The organism is Lachnoclostridium sp. An138 (assembly GCF_002160765.1).
GTDB classification, from domain to species: domain Bacteria; phylum Bacillota; class Clostridia; order Lachnospirales; family Lachnospiraceae; genus Laedolimicola; species Laedolimicola faecalis.
The window spans coordinates 247,617-263,335 of record NZ_NFLF01000001.1 but is presented as its reverse complement, the minus strand read 5'-3'; the positions used below and the strand labels follow the sequence as shown (position 1 = coordinate 263,335).

Below are 15,719 nucleotides of genomic sequence, written 5' to 3'. Positions count from 1 at the left end.
TTTGGAAACTGTATGAATCATGTGTACTTTTCAGTGAAAAAAAGGAAGTTAGCTTGACATAATGCAAAAATAAGTATAGAATTTAAATGTTGTATGTGACACTCGGCTGACAGATTCATATGCGAGGGAAGGGATGCCGGCCGGGTTTGATTTTGTACAATGAAAATTAAATAAGGAGGTGCTCCTGTGCCGTTTTATGTTCCGATAATAGTTGCACTTGTGTCGATTATAGTTACGGCTCTTGTGACGACTTACGTGCGGAAGACGATGATAGAGAAAAAGGTCGGAAACGCGGAAGAAAAAGCAAGGGAAATAATAGATGACGCATTAAAGGTTGCAGAACGGTCCAAGCGCGAAGCTTTGCTGGAAGCGAAGGAAGAATCGCTGAAGACAAAGAACGAGCTGGAAAAGGAAACAAAGGAACGCAGAGCGGAGCTGCAGCGTTATGAGCGCAGGGTTCTGGCAAAAGAGGAAGCTCTTGATAAGAAGTCAGACGCGCTGGAAAGACGGGAAGCAAGCTATGCGGCCAAAGAAGAGAAGCTGGCGAAGCAGAGCGCTGAGCTGAACAAGCTTCAGGAAAAAAGAGTGCAGGAACTGGAAAGAATCTCTGGCCTTACCTCCGAACAAGCAAAAGATTATTTATTAAAGACTGTTGAAGACGAAGTAAAACATGAAGCAGCCAAGCTTGTCAAGGAACTTGACAGCAAGGCAAAAGAAGAAGCCGATAAAAAGGCGAAGGAATATGTGGTTACGGCGATTCAGAAATGCGCTGCCGATCATGTGGCAGAGACGACGATCTCCGTTGTGCAGCTTCCAAATGATGAGATGAAGGGAAGGATCATCGGGCGTGAAGGACGGAATATCCGTACGCTTGAGACGCTGACCGGAATTGATTTGATCATCGATGATACGCCGGAAGCTGTCATTTTATCAGGCTTTGACCCGATCCGACGAGAGGTGGCGCGTATCGCGCTGGAAAAGCTCATTGTGGACGGACGTATTCATCCGGCCCGCATTGAGGAAATGGTGGAAAAAGCACAGAAGGAAGTGGAGACCATGATTCGCGAGGAAGGCGAGGCGGCTGTTCTCGAAGTAGGTATCCATGGAATTCATCCGGAGCTGGTAAAACTTCTGGGAAGAATGAAGTTCCGTACCAGCTATGGTCAGAATGCGCTGAAGCATTCTATCGAGGTGGCTCATCTGGCGGGCCTGCTGGCAGGCGAGGTGGGTGTAGATGTGCGTATGGCGAAGCGTGCGGGACTTCTTCACGATATCGGCAAATCCATTGACCACGAGGTGGAAGGATCACATATTCAGATTGGAGCGGATCTGTGCAGAAAGTACAAGGAGTCTCCCATCGTTATCAATGCAGTAGAATCACATCATGGAGATACGGAGCCGACTTCTCTGATCGCCTGTCTGGTACAGGCTGCGGACACCATTTCCGCTGCCCGCCCGGGTGCGAGAAGAGAGACGCTGGAGACGTATACAAATCGGTTAAAACAGTTAGAGGATATCGCCAATGCTTTCAAGGGCGTAGACAAGTCTTTTGCAATTCAGGCAGGTAGAGAGATTCGAGTCATGGTAGTTCCTGATCAGGTAGATGACGCTACTATGGTATTACTGGCAAGAGATATTTCCAAGCAGATCGAAGCTGAGCTGGAATATCCGGGCCAGATTAAGGTAAATGTTATCCGCGAAAGCAGGGTAACAGATTATGCGAAATAGGAAAGACGGAGGATGCCGCGAAAGCGGCATCCTTTTTGCGATATCGTGTTTTTTATGGAGTTAGTGCCGCCGGGAAAGACCGCGGAAATTCAGGGTGTCCGCGGCAGGCATCAGAGAAAAGAAAGGAGAATCAGGATGGCAACGATAGGATTTATAGGAATGGGAAATATGGGGAAAGCGCTTCTGACCGGGCTTCTCAAAGAATTTCCGGTGGAAGAGCTGGTGTTTACCGCAAAGACGGATGAGACCAGGCGCAGAGTCTATGCGGAAACACAGGTGACTTATATCCAGTCCAACGCAGAATGCGCCAACAGCTGCAAGTATGTAATTCTGGCTGTGAAGCCTCAGTATTATCCCCAGGTGCTTAAGCAGATTCGATACGCGGTGACGGAGGAGCATGTGGTGATTTCTCTTGCGCCGGGAATTACCATAGAGCAGCTGAAGGAGTCCCTCGGCTCTGACCGCAGAATTGTCCGCGCCATGCCCAATACTCCGGCTCTGATCGGAGAAGGAATGACAGGGTTGAGTTTTCTGGCTGAAGAACTTACCGGGGAAGAGATTGATATGGTACATAAAATATTCGGCTGCGCTGGAAAATACGCGGATGTGGAGGAACGTATGATGAGCGCCGTGGTCTGCGCCAGCGGAAGCTCTCCGGCCTTTGTATATCAGTTTATCGAGGCTCTTGCGGACGGGGCCGTGCAGTTTGGACTGCCGCGGGCGCAGGCTTATACGTTTGCCGCTCAGGCAGTGGCGGGAGCCGCTAAAATGGTGCTTGAGACAGGAAAGCATCCGGGCGAGCTGAAGGACCAGGTATGTTCTCCCGGAGGTACGACTATCGCGGGAGTGGCGGCGCTGGAAAATGCCGGTTTCCGGGGAGCGGTTCTGAAAGCATGCGAGGCCTGTTATGAAAAATCAGAATCCATGAAATAAGGAGTCCCGGAGAATCCTCCTGAAACTATCATGAAATGGAAGAGCCTCTCATACACTGATCTGTGTATGGGAGGTTTTTGTATGAAAGAAATCCGGCTGAAGGGACGCAGTCTTTTCCTCACACTTTTTCTTTTGGGATTTGTGGCAGGCGTGCTGTATATTACTCTGTTCGGACGGGCGGCAGTCCATGAGACAACCCTGATGAGCTCCTATTTTTTTACGAAATACCAGCAGGTAGAATTTGCTTCCGACGAACTGTTTTTGTATACCCTGAAAGCGCGCATATCCGTGTTTACCATTCTGTGGCTGACAGGACTGACTGTCCTTGGCATGGCTGCGGTCTGCGTGTTCCTGTTCTGGATCGGAGCCGCTCTGGGAATCACGGTAACGACCGCGGCGGTGAAAATGGGTCCGGCGGGAATCCTGCTCTGTATCGCCGCCGGCCTTCCGCATTTTATTTTATATATCCCGGCAGGCTGCTGGCTGCTGAAAAGAATATGCGCCATGCCGGCAGGCGGGGAATGGAGAGGACGGCAGTGGAGAGACGGAAAAGGAATGTTTTACCGGTATCTGCTGGTGTGGCTTGCGGGAGCGGTGGTCTTTCTGGCCGGAGCTTTCCTGGAAAGCTATGTGAATCCCCTCTTTCTAAAGACAGCGCTGGCGGTCATCTGAGCGGCAGAAAAAAATTTTTCAAGCAGACTTACAATATTTGGTGGTGCAAAAATCAAGGGCAGCCATATCTTGTGGAACAGGGGAAAATCCCGGGTTTTTTTGTAGAATCGGGGAAAAAAGACCATTGCTTTTCTGCTTTTTTGTTACTATAATGTTAAATACATTATCGGTTCAGCGGAGAATCCTGCGCGCAGGATTCTTTTTCAGTGGGCCGCCGTTATTGTGAATCAAGGGGCAGAGGGGTTATGGAGCAGGAGATTAAAGGTTTTGTAGCTTATTTACACAATGTGAAAAAGACGTCGCAGAATACGGAGCTTTCCTACAGGAGGGATCTGGTAAAAATGATGCGCTTTCTGCACGAGCAGAAGATCGACCGGCCGGAGGACGTGACAGAGACGAATCTGAATTCATACATTCTGGATTTGGAGAAAAAGGGAATGTCGGCGGCGACCGTATCGCGCAATATTGCGGCTATGAAGGGATTTTATCTCTATCTCTGGAAGGAGGGAAATATTACCTCCGATCCCGCGGAAAACCTGAAGGCGCCCAAGGTGGAAAAGAAGCTGCCGGATATTCTTTCCGTGGAAGATATGACAAAGCTTCTGGAGCAGCCGGGTGACCGTACGCCCAAAGGGCTTCGGGACAGAGCTATGCTGGAGCTTCTGTATGCTACGGGAATCCGTGTGACGGAGTTGATTTCCCTGCGCCTGGAGGATGTAAACTGGAAGCTGGACTATATCGTCTGCCGGGACAGAAACCGGGAGCGCATTGTGCCTTACGGCTTCAAAGCCCGGAAAGCTCTGGAACGCTATATGAAAAGCGCCCGGGCGGAGCTGATTGGAGGCAAGGAATGCGAGATGCTGTTTCCAAATTGTTCCGGCGAGAGTATGAGCCGACAGGGCTTCTGGAAGCTTTTGAAGCAGTATGTGAAGCAGGCGGGCATCGAGACGGAGATTACGCCTCACACTCTGCGCCACTCCTTTGCGGCTCATCTGGTGGAGAACGGGGCAGACCTGCATGTGGTGCAGGAGATGATGGGCCATTCTGACATTTCCACCACCATGATGTACGCAAACCGCGCCCGGGAGATTTATGCGAAGGCGCATCCGAGAGGGTGAAAAAATATAAGGTGTGTAACAGGGACGGCCGCGAATGTCTGTATCCTGTGTCCGCACACTTCCCGGACGCCTGTATGCCCGGTCCCGGACGGAAGTCCGTCCCGGAACATACAGGCGTTCGTTAAGAGGCGGACACGGGGATATCAGACATTCGCGGCCTGTTCATATACACCTTAAATTTTATCTGAGATACGAAATTTCATGGTGTATAGTATAAAGAGATGGAAACACGATGTGGGCTGCCACATTGTCTAATTGTTCACCTCTTGCAGTATATCGCTTGTCAAAATGTGCACTTCATGGCGGAAATCCTTGGCGATTGCTCTTTCAAGATGCCTGGCATAAAGAGCGCTCTATTTCAGCTCTTAGCTATGATATGATTATAGGAAAACAGCCGCTGTGGAACAATTTCCGCAGAAAAACCTAACGTGTGGCATAGCACAGACCGCGGCTTTCTTCCGCTGCAGTGTCCGGCTTCTCGCGAACGTCTGTATGCTCCGGGACGGACTTTTTTGTCCGTATCCGGGCATACAGGCGTACGTGAGACGTCCGAACACAGGCGGAAGAAAGCCGCGGTCGTCCTGTCACACACGTTATTTTTTTCTAACAGCGCTCCGCTATCTCATACAGCAGTCTTTCTGAATCTTCCCATCCAAGGCAGGGGTCGGTGATGGATTTCCCATACACATGGTCGTGGATTCCCTGACAGCCTTCCTCAATATAACTTTCAATCATCACGCCTTTTACCAGACGGCGGATGTCGTCGGAATAGGAGCGGCTGTGGAGCACTTCCTTTACGATACGGATCTGCTCCTTGAACTGCTTGTTGGAATTGTTGTGGTTTGCGTCGATGATGCAGGCCGGATTCTTTAAATCTCTGGCATTGTAGAGGTCCAGCAGATGGCGGAGATTTTCATAGTGGTAATTGGGAAGAGATACGCCTCTTTCATTTACCGATCCGCGTAAGACTGTGTGGGCCAGCTCATTTCCGGTGGTCTGCACATCCCAGTTGCGGTAGATAAAGGAATGGCCGTGCTGGGCTGCGTATACAGAATTCAGCATGACGGTCAGATCTCCGCTGGTGGGATTTTTCATTCCGGTGGGTACATCGATGCCGCTGGATACCAGACGGTGCTGCTGGTTTTCCACAGAACGGGCGCCGATGGCAATATAGGAAAGAAAATCCATCACATAGCGCAGATTTTCCGGATAAAGCATTTCGTCGGCTGCGGTCAGCCCGGATTCCTCAATGGCCCGGATATGCATATGGCGCAGGGCAATAATGCCTGCCAGAGGGTCCGGCTTTTTCTCCGGGTCCGGCTGGTGCATGATTCCTTTATATCCTTCGCCGGTGGTACGCGGTTTATTGGTATAGATACGGGGAATGATTAAGACCTTGTCCTTGATCTTTTCCTGTACCGGGACGAGTCTGCTCACATAGTCACAGACCGCCTCTTCGTTATCTGCCGAGCAGGGCCCGATAATGACGATAAATTTATCAGATTCTCCGGTGAATACTTTCCGGATTTCCTTGTCGCGTTCTTCTTTTATTTTGGCCGCGTGGGGAGGCACCGGGTAAAGCTCACGGGTCTCCTGGGGTGTGGGCAGCTTTTGTATAAAATCAAATGCCATTTTTCTGTACTCCTTACCTATTGATTATCTCTTGCGCAGAATAAATTTACCTTGCAGCAGGCATTCAGACATAGGATTCCGAAAACCTACGGTATTTATAATAATACATGAATCCTGAAAAGTCACGCATATTTTTTGAGTCAGAGAATTTATATTCGAATTTATATTCAGGAAAGACGGGCTTTCCCGGGCTGCAGATATTCCCGCAGAGCTCTCAGGTTCAGCAGGGTCACAAAGAGCTGGTTGGCAAGAAGCCCCCACAGGTACCCTTCGATGCCTGCCTTGGGGACAAAAAGCAGGATAAAGATAATCCGGATCATGATGCCTGTCAGGTTGTTGAAGAAACCGGCGCTGGTCTTCCCCAGGCCGTTCAGGATACTGTGGAGCGTTCCGTTCAGGTACAGGAAGGGACAGATCCAGGCCAGCGTGATGATAAAGTCGCCGGCCATTTCGCTTTTGAAAAAGAAGGTACCCAGATATTTTCCGAAGAGAAGAAAAATGACGGTAAATGTGATCCCCATGGGCAGGCAGAAGGATACGGTCTTCTGGACGGTACGCTTAAGCTGTTCCCGGCGTCCGGCGGCCTGGGATTCGGAGACAGAGGGCAGCAGCATGACGGAGACTGCGTTGGTCAGCACATTGGGAAACAGAATGAAGGACATGGACATACCGGTCAGGGTTCCGTATACACTTAAGGCACGCTCGGAATTCAGGCCATACTGCTGCAGGGTAAAAGGAATCAGGGTGGCCTCGGCGCTGGTCAGAAGATTCATGCAGACCCGGTTGCCGGTGACGGGAACCGCGGTAGAGAGCATGTTTTTTGCCAGCTGAATCAGAGAGTAGTCCCGTTTTCTTTTCTGCTGTCTGGCAGAACGGTCTGTGGAGATGGCAAAAACGCCAAAAAGCATGGAAGAAAATTCGCCAAGGACCAGGCCGATGACCGCGGCGGCCGGCGTAAGAGAGCGGCCTTCCGACAAGGCGACCCGGTAAATGAGATACACGGCGCTTACCCGCACCAACTGCTCGGTCAGGTGGGCGGCGGCCGGAATTCCCGCCCGGCGGAGTCCATAGTAGTATCCGGTGATGCAGGAATAGCAGGCGCCGAAAGGCACGGTGGCTGACATAATACGCAGAAGGGAAGCGCAGCGCGCGTCATGGAGCAGATAAACCGCGATAAAATCCGCATTCAGATAGAGCAGCAGAACAGCCAGCAGAGAAAGGGAGACAGACAAGAAAAGTCCCAGGTGCAGAACGGAGCGGGCACGTCTCAGATTCCCTCTGGCAGCTTCGCCGGATACAAAACGGGTGACGGCGATCTCGGCTCCGGCTGTAGTCAGCGCATAGCAGACGTTGTAGATGGGAAAAATCATCTGATAAATGCCGATGCCCTCGGCACCGATGGTACGGCTCAGGAATATCTTATAAAAGAAACCTATGAAACGCGTAACGATGCCTGTGGCCGTGAGAATCAGAGCGCCGGTTATCAGAGGGTGTTTCTGTTTCTTCATAGCAGGCTCCTTCCGTATGGCTGAACTGATATAATATATTCCCGAATCAGACTTGACAGAACAGGGCGGGCATGGTATCATCCAATTAAATCCGATTAAAATACTCGGAATTAAATGCGGGGTGAGAAATTATGAAGCTGTCTACAAAAGGAAGGTATGGGCTTCGGGCATTGATAGATCTGGCACTATACAGCGAGAAGGAAGCGGCATCCATCGCAAGCATTTCCGCCAGGCAGCAGATTTCAGAAAGCTATCTGGAGCAGCTTATCGCGAAGCTTCGCAAGGCCGGCCTGGTAAAGAGCGTGCGCGGCGCAGGCGGCGGCTATATGCTCGCAAAGCCGGCGTCGGAGATCTCTGTGGGCGACATTTTACGGGCTCTGGAGGGGAATCTGGATGCGGTGAATTGCCCGGGACTGGAAGAAGATGGTTTCTGCGAGGGCTCAGAATACTGCGTGACAAAGTACGTCTGGCAGAAAATCAATGAAAGCATTAACCGGACGGTAGACGAGATTAAACTGGATCAGCTGATTCAGGAAAGCAAAAATATGAGAGACGGGGCGGGAACGGTAGGTTCCTGCTGTGTCAACTGAAGTGAAGGAGATTACAGTTATGAAAAAACTGATTTATCTGGACAACGCGGCGACTACGAAGACGGCGCCGGAAGTTGTGGAGGCGATGCTGCCGTATTTTTCAGAGCTTTACGGCAACCCGTCCAGCATTTACAGCCTGGCGGGAGAGAGCAAAAAGGCGGTTGACCACGCCAGGGAGATCATTGCCGGGGCTTTGGGTGCGCAGCCGGAGGAAATCTATTTTACAGCCGGAGGAACAGAAAGCGACAACTGGGCGCTGAAGGCCGCGGCAGAGTTTTATAAGAAAAAAGGAAATCATATCATTACCACCAAAATTGAGCATCATGCCATTCTGCATACCTGCCAGTGGCTGGAAAAGCAGGGGTTTGAAGTGACTTATCTGAATGTGGACGAGAACGGCGTGGTAAAGCTGGAAGAGCTGAAAAAGGCCATCCGGCCCACCACGATTCTGATTTCCGTGATGTACGCGAATAATGAGATTGGCACCATTCAGCCCATAAAGGAAATCGGCGAAATCGCCCGGGAACATGGAATCCTGTTCCATACAGATGCGGTACAGGCCTTTGGCCAGCTGCCGATCCAGGTGGATGACTGCCATATTGATATGCTCAGCGCCAGCGGCCATAAGCTGAACGGACCGAAGGGAATCGGTTTTCTTTATATCCGCAAAGGCGTCAAGATCCGTTCCTTTATCCATGGGGGAGCCCAGGAGAGAAAGCGCCGGGCAGGCACGGAAAATGTGCCGGGCATCGTGGGCCTGGGCAAAGCGGTGGAGCGCGCTGTAAGCACCAGGAAGGAGCGCGCGGATAAGGAGAAAGAGCTTCGGGATTATCTCATCGGCAGAGTGCTGAAGGAGATTCCCTATACCCGGTTGAACGGCCATCGGACCATGCGCCTTCCGAACAACGCAAATTTCAGCTTCCAGTTTATCGAGGGAGAGTCTCTTCTGATTATGCTGGATATGGAAGGTATCTGTGGTTCTTCCGGCTCGGCCTGCACTTCGGGTTCTCTGGACCCCTCTCATGTGCTGCTGGCCATCGGCCTGCCCCATGAGATCGCCCATGGTTCGCTGCGGCTGACCTTAAGCGAAGAGACCACAAAAGAGGAGCTGGATTTTGTGGTGGAGAGTCTGAAAAAGATCATTGACCGGCTGCGCAGCATGTCGCCTCTTTACGAGGATTTTGTGAAAAAAGCGCAGTGACAGAGAGAAAAGGAGAAAAACAATGTACAGTGAGAAAGTAATGGACCATTTTCAGAACCCCCGCAATGTGGGAGAGATAGAGAACGCCAGCGGCGTGGGAACTGTGGGAAACGCAAAATGCGGAGATATCATGCGCATGTATCTGGATATCGATGACAACGGCGTGATTCAGGACTGCAAATTCAAGACTTTTGGCTGCGGAGCGGCTGTGGCGACCAGCAGCATGGCTACGGAGCTGGTGAAGGGAAAGACTGTACAGGAGGCCCTGCAGGTGACCAATAAGGCAGTAATGGAGGCGCTGGATGGACTTCCTCCCGTGAAGGTACACTGTTCCCTTCTGGCCGAAGAGGCTATTCACGCGGCGCTCTGGGATTACGCGGAAAAGCACGGCATTCAGATCGAGGGGCTGAAAAAGCCCAAGTCTGACATTCATGAGGGCGAGGAAGAGGAAGAAGAGGAGTATTGATCCGCGGAAGATGAAAGACAGAAAGAAAGTAGTAATCGGAATGTCCGGCGGCGTGGATTCTTCGGTGGCGGCCTGGCTGTTAAAGGAACAGGGCTATGAGGTCATCGGGGTAACCATGCAGATCTGGCAGGAGGAAGAACAGGAAATTCAGGAGGAAAACGGAGGCTGCTGCGGCCTTTCCGCTGTGGAAGACGCCCGCAGGGTGGCCGCCCAGCTGGATATCCCCTATTATGTAATGAATTTCAGGGCGGACTTTAAAAAATCCGTCATCGACTATTTTACAGCGGAATATCTGGCCGGACGGACGCCGAATCCCTGTATCGCCTGCAACCGGTATGTGAAATGGGAGGCGCTGTTGAAGCGCAGTCTGGAAATAGGGGCGGATTATATCGCCACGGGACACTATGCCCGGGTAGAGAAGCTTACCAGCGGCCGTTTCTCTATCCGCCATTCCGTCACCGCCGCGAAAGACCAGACGTATGCTCTTTACAATCTGACCCAGGAGCAGCTTTCCCGCACGCTGATGCCTGTGGGGGAATATTCCAAGGATCAGATTCGGGAGTTTGCGGCCCAGCTGGGGCTCCGCGTGGCAGAAAAGCCGGACAGCCAGGAGATCTGCTTCGTGCCCGATCAGGATTATGCGGGTTTTATCGAGAGGACTACGGGAAAGCCCTCAGAGGAAGGGAATTTTGTGACGGCGGACGGCACGGTGCTGGGCCGCCATAAGGGAATCATCCATTACACCATCGGCCAGCGGAGGGGACTTGGCCTTCCCATGGGCCGCAGGGTAGTGGTGACCCAGATTCGTCCGGAGACCAATGAGGTGGTCATAGGAGAACAGGAAGATGTATTTACCAGAATCCTGTATGCAGACCGGTTGAATTATATGGCGGAACCGTCTTTTGCGTCCGGACAGAAGGCTGTGGCAAAAATACGGTATAACCACCGGGGGACCCCCTGCGCCATTTATCCGGAGGGAGAAGACAGGGTGCGCGTGGAGTTCGACGAACCGGTGCGTGCCGTGACGCCGGGACAGGCCGTCGTCTTTTACGACGGAGACTATGTGCTGGGCGGCGGCACGATTCTGTAATCTAAGGAAAGATGAGCAGCGGAGCGCGCGGTTTTATCATCCGGCGCAATCTGAACTGCGGATTACAGTTTTATAAACTCCGGCTTCCGTTCCCGGAAGATGGTAAAGTAGCGGAAACCGCAGCTTCGAAGCACTTCTTTCGCGTCTTCCAGACGAAAGCCTGTGTACTCGGGGGTATGGGCGTCTGAGCCGGTGGTGATGATTTCGCCGCCCAGCTCCCGGTAGCGCCGGAGAACCTCCCCGCAGGGATTGGGCTCGGAAAGTCCTGCTTTCCAGCCGCCGGTATTGATTTCTATGCCCTTTCCCTTTTCGATAAGAAGCTTCAGGATGGCATCCACCTGATCTCTGTGGGAGGAATAGGAAAAACGGCGTTCTCCGTCAGGAATATACCGGACAATATAATCCAGATGCCCGTAGACATCGAAGCAGTCAAAGGCGCGGACATTTTCCAGGGTGATATCAAGGAAGCGGCCTACAGAAGCTTCCGGCTCCCGGCCGTTCCAGAATTCCGGATAATAGGGATCGGTGCCGTCCACCAGATGGGTGGAGCCGATCAGAAAGTCAAAGGAGAGGCCTTCTGCCATATTCCGCTCCAGCCAGGAATCCAGAAAAGTTCCCAGGCGGGGCTGAAGTCCCAGCTCGGCTCCGACGCGGATCTCGATCCGGCTCTCATAGAGGGCCTGAAGACGGCGCGCTTCCGCAAAATAGGCAGGGGCGTCCAGATCCATACAGACATCGGCATAAGGATAATCCGGGTCAAAATGTTCTGTCAGGCATAAAAGGGAAAGTCCCTTTTCCAATCCGGAGCGGACGACCTCTTCTGTGGGAGTCTCACTGTCTCCGGAAAAACAGGAATGCAAATGATAGTCAGCAGTCATGGCGGTACCTCCTGGTATGCTGGAATAAAATTTTCACAAGACAGGCCGCTGCTCCAGACTCCCCGGAACAGCGGGATTCTCCTTTATACTAGCGGAAAAAATACACAATGGCAAGAAAAAACGGAACAGTATATTCGCTGTTCTGACAAAAAATGCTTCTTACTCAACAAATTTAGAAATGGGACTTGCATTTTTCTTGTGGATTCGTTACAATAAAAACAGGCTGGGCCTTTCCAAAAATAGGGATAGCTCATAAGTCAAAATCTAAATTCATTTTTAGGAGGAATTCAAAAATGGCAGTAAAAGTAGCGATTAACGGTTTCGGACGTATCGGCAGACTTGCATTCAGACAGATGTTTAATGCAGAGGGATATGAGGTAGTTGCAATCAACGACCTGACAAGCCCGAAGATGCTTGCGCACCTGTTAAAATATGATTCTTCTCAGGGCAAGTACGCTCTGGCTGACACTGTTTCCGCAACAGAGGATTCCATCATCGTTGACGGCAAAGAGATTAAGATCTACGCAAAGGCTAACGCAGCAGAGCTTCCGTGGGGAGAGCTGGACGTAGACGTAGTTCTGGAGTGCACCGGCTTCTACACCTCCAAGGAGAAGGCTTCCGCACACATCCAGGCTGGCGCTAAGAAGGTTGTTATTTCCGCTCCGGCAGGAAACGATCTTCCGACCATCGTTTACAATGTAAACCACACAACTCTGACAAAAGAGGATACTGTTATTTCCGCAGCTTCCTGTACAACAAACTGCCTGGCTCCGATGGCTAAGGCTCTGAACGAGCTGGCTCCGATCGAGTCCGGTATCATGTGCACCATCCACGCTTACACAGGCGATCAGATGGTTCTGGACGGACCGCAGAGAAAGGGCGATCTGAGAAGAAGCCGCGCTGCTGCTATCAACATCGTTCCGAACAGCACCGGTGCTGCAAAGGCTATCGGCCTTGTTATTCCGGAACTGAACGGCAAGCTGATCGGCGCTGCTCAGCGTGTACCGACCCCGACAGGTTCCACCACAATGCTGTTTGCAGTTGTTGACAAGGCTGTAACCAAGGAAGAGATCAACGCTGCCATGAAGGCTGCTCAGACCGAGTCCTTCGGATACAACGAGGATGAGATCGTATCCAGCGATATCGTTGGTATGAGATATGGTTCTCTGTTCGATGCTACTCAGACCATGGTTGCTCCGCTTCCGGATGGAAAGACCGAGGTTCAGGTAGTTTCCTGGTATGACAATGAGAACTCCTACGTATCTCAGATGGTTCGTACCATCAAGTACTTCGCAGAGCTTGCATAAGCGTTAAGCCATGCGGACGACGATCAGAATGGCTGCTTGTGCCTGCGCAAAAGCAGACTGCATGAGTCGTAAGTAAAGACCTCAAGAGGTCCGGTCGATGTGGACCGGGCCTCTTTTTGGATTCTGATCTTCTGCGGGAGTTCCGCAGGAAGAATTAAAAATGAAGGAGAGATCAAGATGTTAAACAAGAAATCTGTAGATGACATCAATGTAAAAGGACAGCGCGTCCTGGTAAGATGCGATTTTAACGTACCGCTGAAGGATGGAAAGATCACAGACGAGAACCGTCTGGTAGCGGCTCTGCCCACCATCAAGAAGCTGATTGCGGACGGCGGAAAGGTAATCCTCTGCTCCCATCTCGGAAAGCCGAAGGGAGAGCCGAAGCCGGAGCTGTCTCTGGCGCCGGTGGCAAAGAGACTGTCTGAGCTTCTGGGCCAGGAAGTGAAATTTGCCGCTGATCCGGAGGTTGTAGGACCGAACGCGAAAGCTGCTGTAGAGGCTATGAAGGACGGAGACGTGGTTCTTCTGGAGAACACCCGTTACCGCGCAGAGGAGACTAAGAACGGAGAAGCGTTCTCCAAAGAGCTGGCTTCTCTGGCAGACGTATTTGTAAACGACGCATTTGGAACCGCGCACCGCGCACACTGCTCCAACGTAGGCGTTACCCAGTATGTAAAGACTTCCGTAGTAGGATATCTGATGCAGAAAGAGATCGATTTCCTCGGAAACGCAGTAAACAATCCGGAGCGTCCGTTCGTGGCTATCTTAGGCGGAGCAAAGGTTGCGGACAAGCTGAACGTTATCAACAACCTGCTTGAGAAGTGCGATACTCTGATCATTGGCGGCGGAATGGCGTTTACCTTCCTGAAGGCAAAAGGATATGAAGTAGGAGCTTCTCTGGTAGATGATGAGAAGATCGATTACTGCAAGGAAATGATGGCAAAGGCTGAGAAGCTTGGCAAGAATCTGATGCTTCCGGTTGACACCGTAGCCGCAAAGGCATTCCCGAACCCCATCGACGCGGAGATCGAGGTTGTGGAGGTTTCTGTAGAGGCTATGCCGGCTGACATGATGGGACTGGATATCGGACCGAAGACGGCTGAGGCTTATGCAGACGCTGTGAAGTCCGCGAAGACAGTAGTATGGAACGGACCCATGGGTGTATTCGAGAATCCGGTTCTGGCAAAGGGAACCATCGCGGTGGCCAAGTCTCTGGCTGAGACCGACGCGACGACCATCATCGGCGGCGGAGATTCCGCGGCAGCTGTCAATACGCTTGGCTTCGGCGACAAGATGACTCACATCTCCACAGGCGGCGGAGCTTCTCTGGAGTTCCTGGAGGGCAAAGAGCTTCCGGGCGTAGCTGCAGCAAACGATAAATAGTAAGTGCTTAGCGAAAGCAGGGCAAGGCCGCAGCTTGAGGTTAATGCGAACGTCCTTCCGGACCCCTGGCAAAGGCGAGCTGCAGGCGAAGTCTGAGCTTAGTGTCCGCAAGATATATGAAAAATCATAAAGGAGAACAAGACAATGGCAAGAAAGAAAATTATCGCCGGAAACTGGAAGATGAACATGACTCCCAGCGAGGCAGTAGAGCTGGTAAATACCTTAAAACCGCTGGTAGCAAATGATGAAGTGGACGTAGTATTCTGCGTTCCGGCTATCGACATCGTTCCGGTTGTAGAGGCTGTAAAGGGCACCAACATTCAGGTGGGCGCTGAGAATATGTACTTTGAGGAGAAGGGAGCCTACACGGGCGAGATTTCCCCGAATATGCTGACAGATGCCGGCGTGAAGTATGTGATCCTTGGACATTCCGAGAGACGTGAGTACTTCGGCGAGACCAACGAGGACATCAACAAGAAGATGCTGAAGGCATTTGAGCATGGCCTGACCCCGATCATGTGCTGCGGCGAGACTCTGACTCAGAGAGAGCAGGGCGTAACCATGGATTTCATCCGTCAGCAGGTAAAGGTTGGTTTCCAGGGAATCACAGCAGATCAGGCAAAGACGGCCGTTATCGCTTATGAGCCAATCTGGGCTATCGGAACCGGAAAGACAGCTACCACAGAGCAGGCACAGGAAGTATGCGCCGGCATCCGCGCATGCATCGCTGAGATCTACGATGAGGCGACAGCAGAAGCTATCCGTATCCAGTACGGCGGATCTGTAAACGCGGCTACCGCTCCGGATCTGTTTGCTCAGGCTGACATCGACGGCGGCCTGGTAGGCGGCGCGGCCCTGAAGCCGGACTTCGGAAAGATCGTCAACTATAAGTAATGAAAGAAAATAGCGTCGGTGTACCAAGGGCGTATTGCCTCTTGTACACCGACGCCAAGCAGGAATCATGAAAAACCATCCGATTTCGGTCTTCCGGAACCGGATGGTTTTTTCAATGAAAATGATTCTTGAAATTTTATTTTTTTTGATTTATAATTTTTATAATTAAGCAGGAGGGAGCCGGACCGCGGGATACCTGCGGCCCGGCTTTCGGCTGAACATAAGCCCGCCCATAAGGGAAGGGTGTAAAACTATTGACGGTAATGTTTATCATGTGTAAGGATGAATGATAAGCACTATTTTTTTGTCTTAAGAAAAG

At 51.5% G+C, this 15,719-nt stretch carries 14 protein-coding genes; 11 read left to right on the top strand and 3 right to left on the bottom strand.

The window, feature by feature from the left end:
* The first annotated feature begins 186 nt into the window (after positions 1 to 186).
* From rny to xerD, 4 genes are all read left to right on the top strand, one after another.
* Positions 187 to 1,728, top strand: coding sequence for a ribonuclease Y (gene rny, locus B5E82_RS01140; RefSeq protein WP_087305459.1), 1,542 nt, complete (start codon positions 187 to 189; stop codon positions 1,726 to 1,728).
* Positions 1,729 to 1,863: 135 nt separating this feature from the next.
* On the top strand, positions 1,864 to 2,661 hold the full coding sequence (gene proC / locus B5E82_RS01135) for a pyrroline-5-carboxylate reductase (RefSeq protein WP_087305683.1): 798 nt from the start codon (positions 1,864 to 1,866) through the stop codon (positions 2,659 to 2,661).
* 81 nt (positions 2,662 to 2,742) lie between these two features.
* Positions 2,743 to 3,333, top strand: a complete 591-nt coding sequence (locus tag B5E82_RS01130; protein ID WP_162610671.1) for a stage II sporulation protein M — start codon at positions 2,743 to 2,745, stop codon at positions 3,331 to 3,333.
* 245 nt (positions 3,334 to 3,578) lie between these two features.
* A complete protein-coding gene (gene xerD / locus B5E82_RS01125; protein WP_087305455.1) occupies positions 3,579 to 4,451 on the top strand; it encodes a site-specific tyrosine recombinase XerD in 873 nt (290 codons plus the stop codon).
* Between the two features lie 603 nt (positions 4,452 to 5,054).
* Here the strand turns inward: xerD and B5E82_RS01120 are convergent.
* Together B5E82_RS01120 and B5E82_RS01115 are read right to left on the bottom strand one after the other, a co-directional pair.
* Positions 5,055 to 6,083 carry a 3-deoxy-7-phosphoheptulonate synthase gene (locus B5E82_RS01120; protein ID WP_087305453.1) on the bottom strand — a complete coding sequence of 343 codons (1,029 nt, stop codon included), beginning with the start codon at positions 6,081 to 6,083 and terminating at the stop codon, positions 5,055 to 5,057.
* 167 nt (positions 6,084 to 6,250) lie between these two features.
* The gene (locus B5E82_RS01115; RefSeq protein WP_162610670.1) at positions 6,251 to 7,591 is read right to left on the bottom strand and encodes a putative polysaccharide biosynthesis protein; all 1,341 of its coding nucleotides are present in this window, start codon (positions 7,589 to 7,591) and stop codon (positions 6,251 to 6,253) included.
* 131 nt (positions 7,592 to 7,722) lie between these two features.
* Between B5E82_RS01115 and B5E82_RS01110 the strand changes: the two genes are divergently transcribed.
* From B5E82_RS01110 to mnmA, 4 genes are read left to right on the top strand one after another with little or no spacing between them, the layout of a single operon-like run.
* Positions 7,723 to 8,181, top strand: a complete 459-nt coding sequence (locus B5E82_RS01110) for an RrF2 family transcriptional regulator (RefSeq protein ID WP_087305449.1) — start codon at positions 7,723 to 7,725, stop codon at positions 8,179 to 8,181.
* 19 nt (positions 8,182 to 8,200) lie between these two features.
* Positions 8,201 to 9,382 (top strand): cysteine desulfurase NifS, encoded by a 1,182-nt coding sequence (gene nifS, locus B5E82_RS01105; RefSeq protein WP_087305448.1) that lies wholly within the window; start codon positions 8,201 to 8,203, stop codon positions 9,380 to 9,382.
* A 22-nt stretch (positions 9,383 to 9,404) separates the two neighbouring features.
* Positions 9,405 to 9,848 carry a Fe-S cluster assembly scaffold protein NifU gene (nifU, locus tag B5E82_RS01100; protein ID WP_087305446.1) on the top strand — a complete coding sequence of 148 codons (444 nt, stop codon included), beginning with the start codon at positions 9,405 to 9,407 and terminating at the stop codon, positions 9,846 to 9,848.
* A 10-nt stretch (positions 9,849 to 9,858) separates the two neighbouring features.
* The gene (mnmA, locus tag B5E82_RS01095) at positions 9,859 to 10,938 is read left to right on the top strand and encodes a tRNA 2-thiouridine(34) synthase MnmA (RefSeq protein ID WP_087305444.1); all 1,080 of its coding nucleotides are present in this window, start codon (positions 9,859 to 9,861) and stop codon (positions 10,936 to 10,938) included.
* A gap of 62 nt (positions 10,939 to 11,000) precedes the next feature.
* Here mnmA and B5E82_RS01090 read toward each other — a convergent pair whose 3' ends face one another.
* Positions 11,001 to 11,816, bottom strand: a complete 816-nt coding sequence (locus B5E82_RS01090; RefSeq protein WP_087305443.1) for a histidinol-phosphatase HisJ family protein — start codon at positions 11,814 to 11,816, stop codon at positions 11,001 to 11,003.
* Between the two features lie 293 nt (positions 11,817 to 12,109).
* Here B5E82_RS01090 and gap point away from each other — a divergent pair, with 293 nt between their 5' ends.
* The 3 genes from gap to tpiA all read left to right on the top strand — a co-directional run bounded on the left by gap (position 12,110) and on the right by tpiA (position 15,400).
* A complete protein-coding gene (gap, locus tag B5E82_RS01085; RefSeq protein ID WP_087164360.1) occupies positions 12,110 to 13,123 on the top strand; it encodes a type I glyceraldehyde-3-phosphate dehydrogenase in 1,014 nt (337 codons plus the stop codon).
* A gap of 177 nt (positions 13,124 to 13,300) precedes the next feature.
* Positions 13,301 to 14,506 carry a phosphoglycerate kinase gene (locus tag B5E82_RS01080; protein ID WP_087305682.1) on the top strand — a complete coding sequence of 402 codons (1,206 nt, stop codon included), beginning with the start codon at positions 13,301 to 13,303 and terminating at the stop codon, positions 14,504 to 14,506.
* A 144-nt stretch (positions 14,507 to 14,650) separates the two neighbouring features.
* Positions 14,651 to 15,400 carry a triose-phosphate isomerase gene (gene tpiA / locus B5E82_RS01075; protein ID WP_087305441.1) on the top strand — a complete coding sequence of 250 codons (750 nt, stop codon included), beginning with the start codon at positions 14,651 to 14,653 and terminating at the stop codon, positions 15,398 to 15,400.
* The last annotated feature ends 319 nt before the right edge of the window (positions 15,401 to 15,719 follow it).

Excerpts from the sequence above, each read along its gene's own strand:
- proC (WP_087305683.1), top strand. The coding sequence starts at position 1,864 with ATGGCAACGATAGGATTTATAGGAATGGGAAATATGGGGAAAGCGCTT.
- B5E82_RS01130 (WP_162610671.1), top strand. The coding sequence starts at position 2,743 with ATGAAAGAAATCCGGCTGAAGGGACGCAGTCTTTTCCTCACACTTTTT.
- xerD (WP_087305455.1), top strand. The coding sequence starts at position 3,579 with ATGGAGCAGGAGATTAAAGGTTTTGTAGCTTATTTACACAATGTGAAA.
- B5E82_RS01120 (WP_087305453.1), bottom strand. The coding sequence starts at position 6,083 with ATGGCATTTGATTTTATACAAAAGCTGCCCACACCCCAGGAGACCCGT.
- B5E82_RS01115 (WP_162610670.1), bottom strand. The coding sequence starts at position 7,591 with ATGAAGAAACAGAAACACCCTCTGATAACCGGCGCTCTGATTCTCACG.
- B5E82_RS01110 (WP_087305449.1), top strand. The coding sequence starts at position 7,723 with ATGAAGCTGTCTACAAAAGGAAGGTATGGGCTTCGGGCATTGATAGAT.
- nifS (WP_087305448.1), top strand. The coding sequence starts at position 8,201 with ATGAAAAAACTGATTTATCTGGACAACGCGGCGACTACGAAGACGGCG.
- nifU (WP_087305446.1), top strand. The coding sequence starts at position 9,405 with ATGTACAGTGAGAAAGTAATGGACCATTTTCAGAACCCCCGCAATGTG.
- mnmA (WP_087305444.1), top strand. The coding sequence starts at position 9,859 with ATGAAAGACAGAAAGAAAGTAGTAATCGGAATGTCCGGCGGCGTGGAT.
- B5E82_RS01090 (WP_087305443.1), bottom strand. The coding sequence starts at position 11,816 with ATGACTGCTGACTATCATTTGCATTCCTGTTTTTCCGGAGACAGTGAG.
- gap (WP_087164360.1), top strand. The coding sequence starts at position 12,110 with ATGGCAGTAAAAGTAGCGATTAACGGTTTCGGACGTATCGGCAGACTT.
- B5E82_RS01080 (WP_087305682.1), top strand. The coding sequence starts at position 13,301 with ATGTTAAACAAGAAATCTGTAGATGACATCAATGTAAAAGGACAGCGC.
- tpiA (WP_087305441.1), top strand. The coding sequence starts at position 14,651 with ATGGCAAGAAAGAAAATTATCGCCGGAAACTGGAAGATGAACATGACT.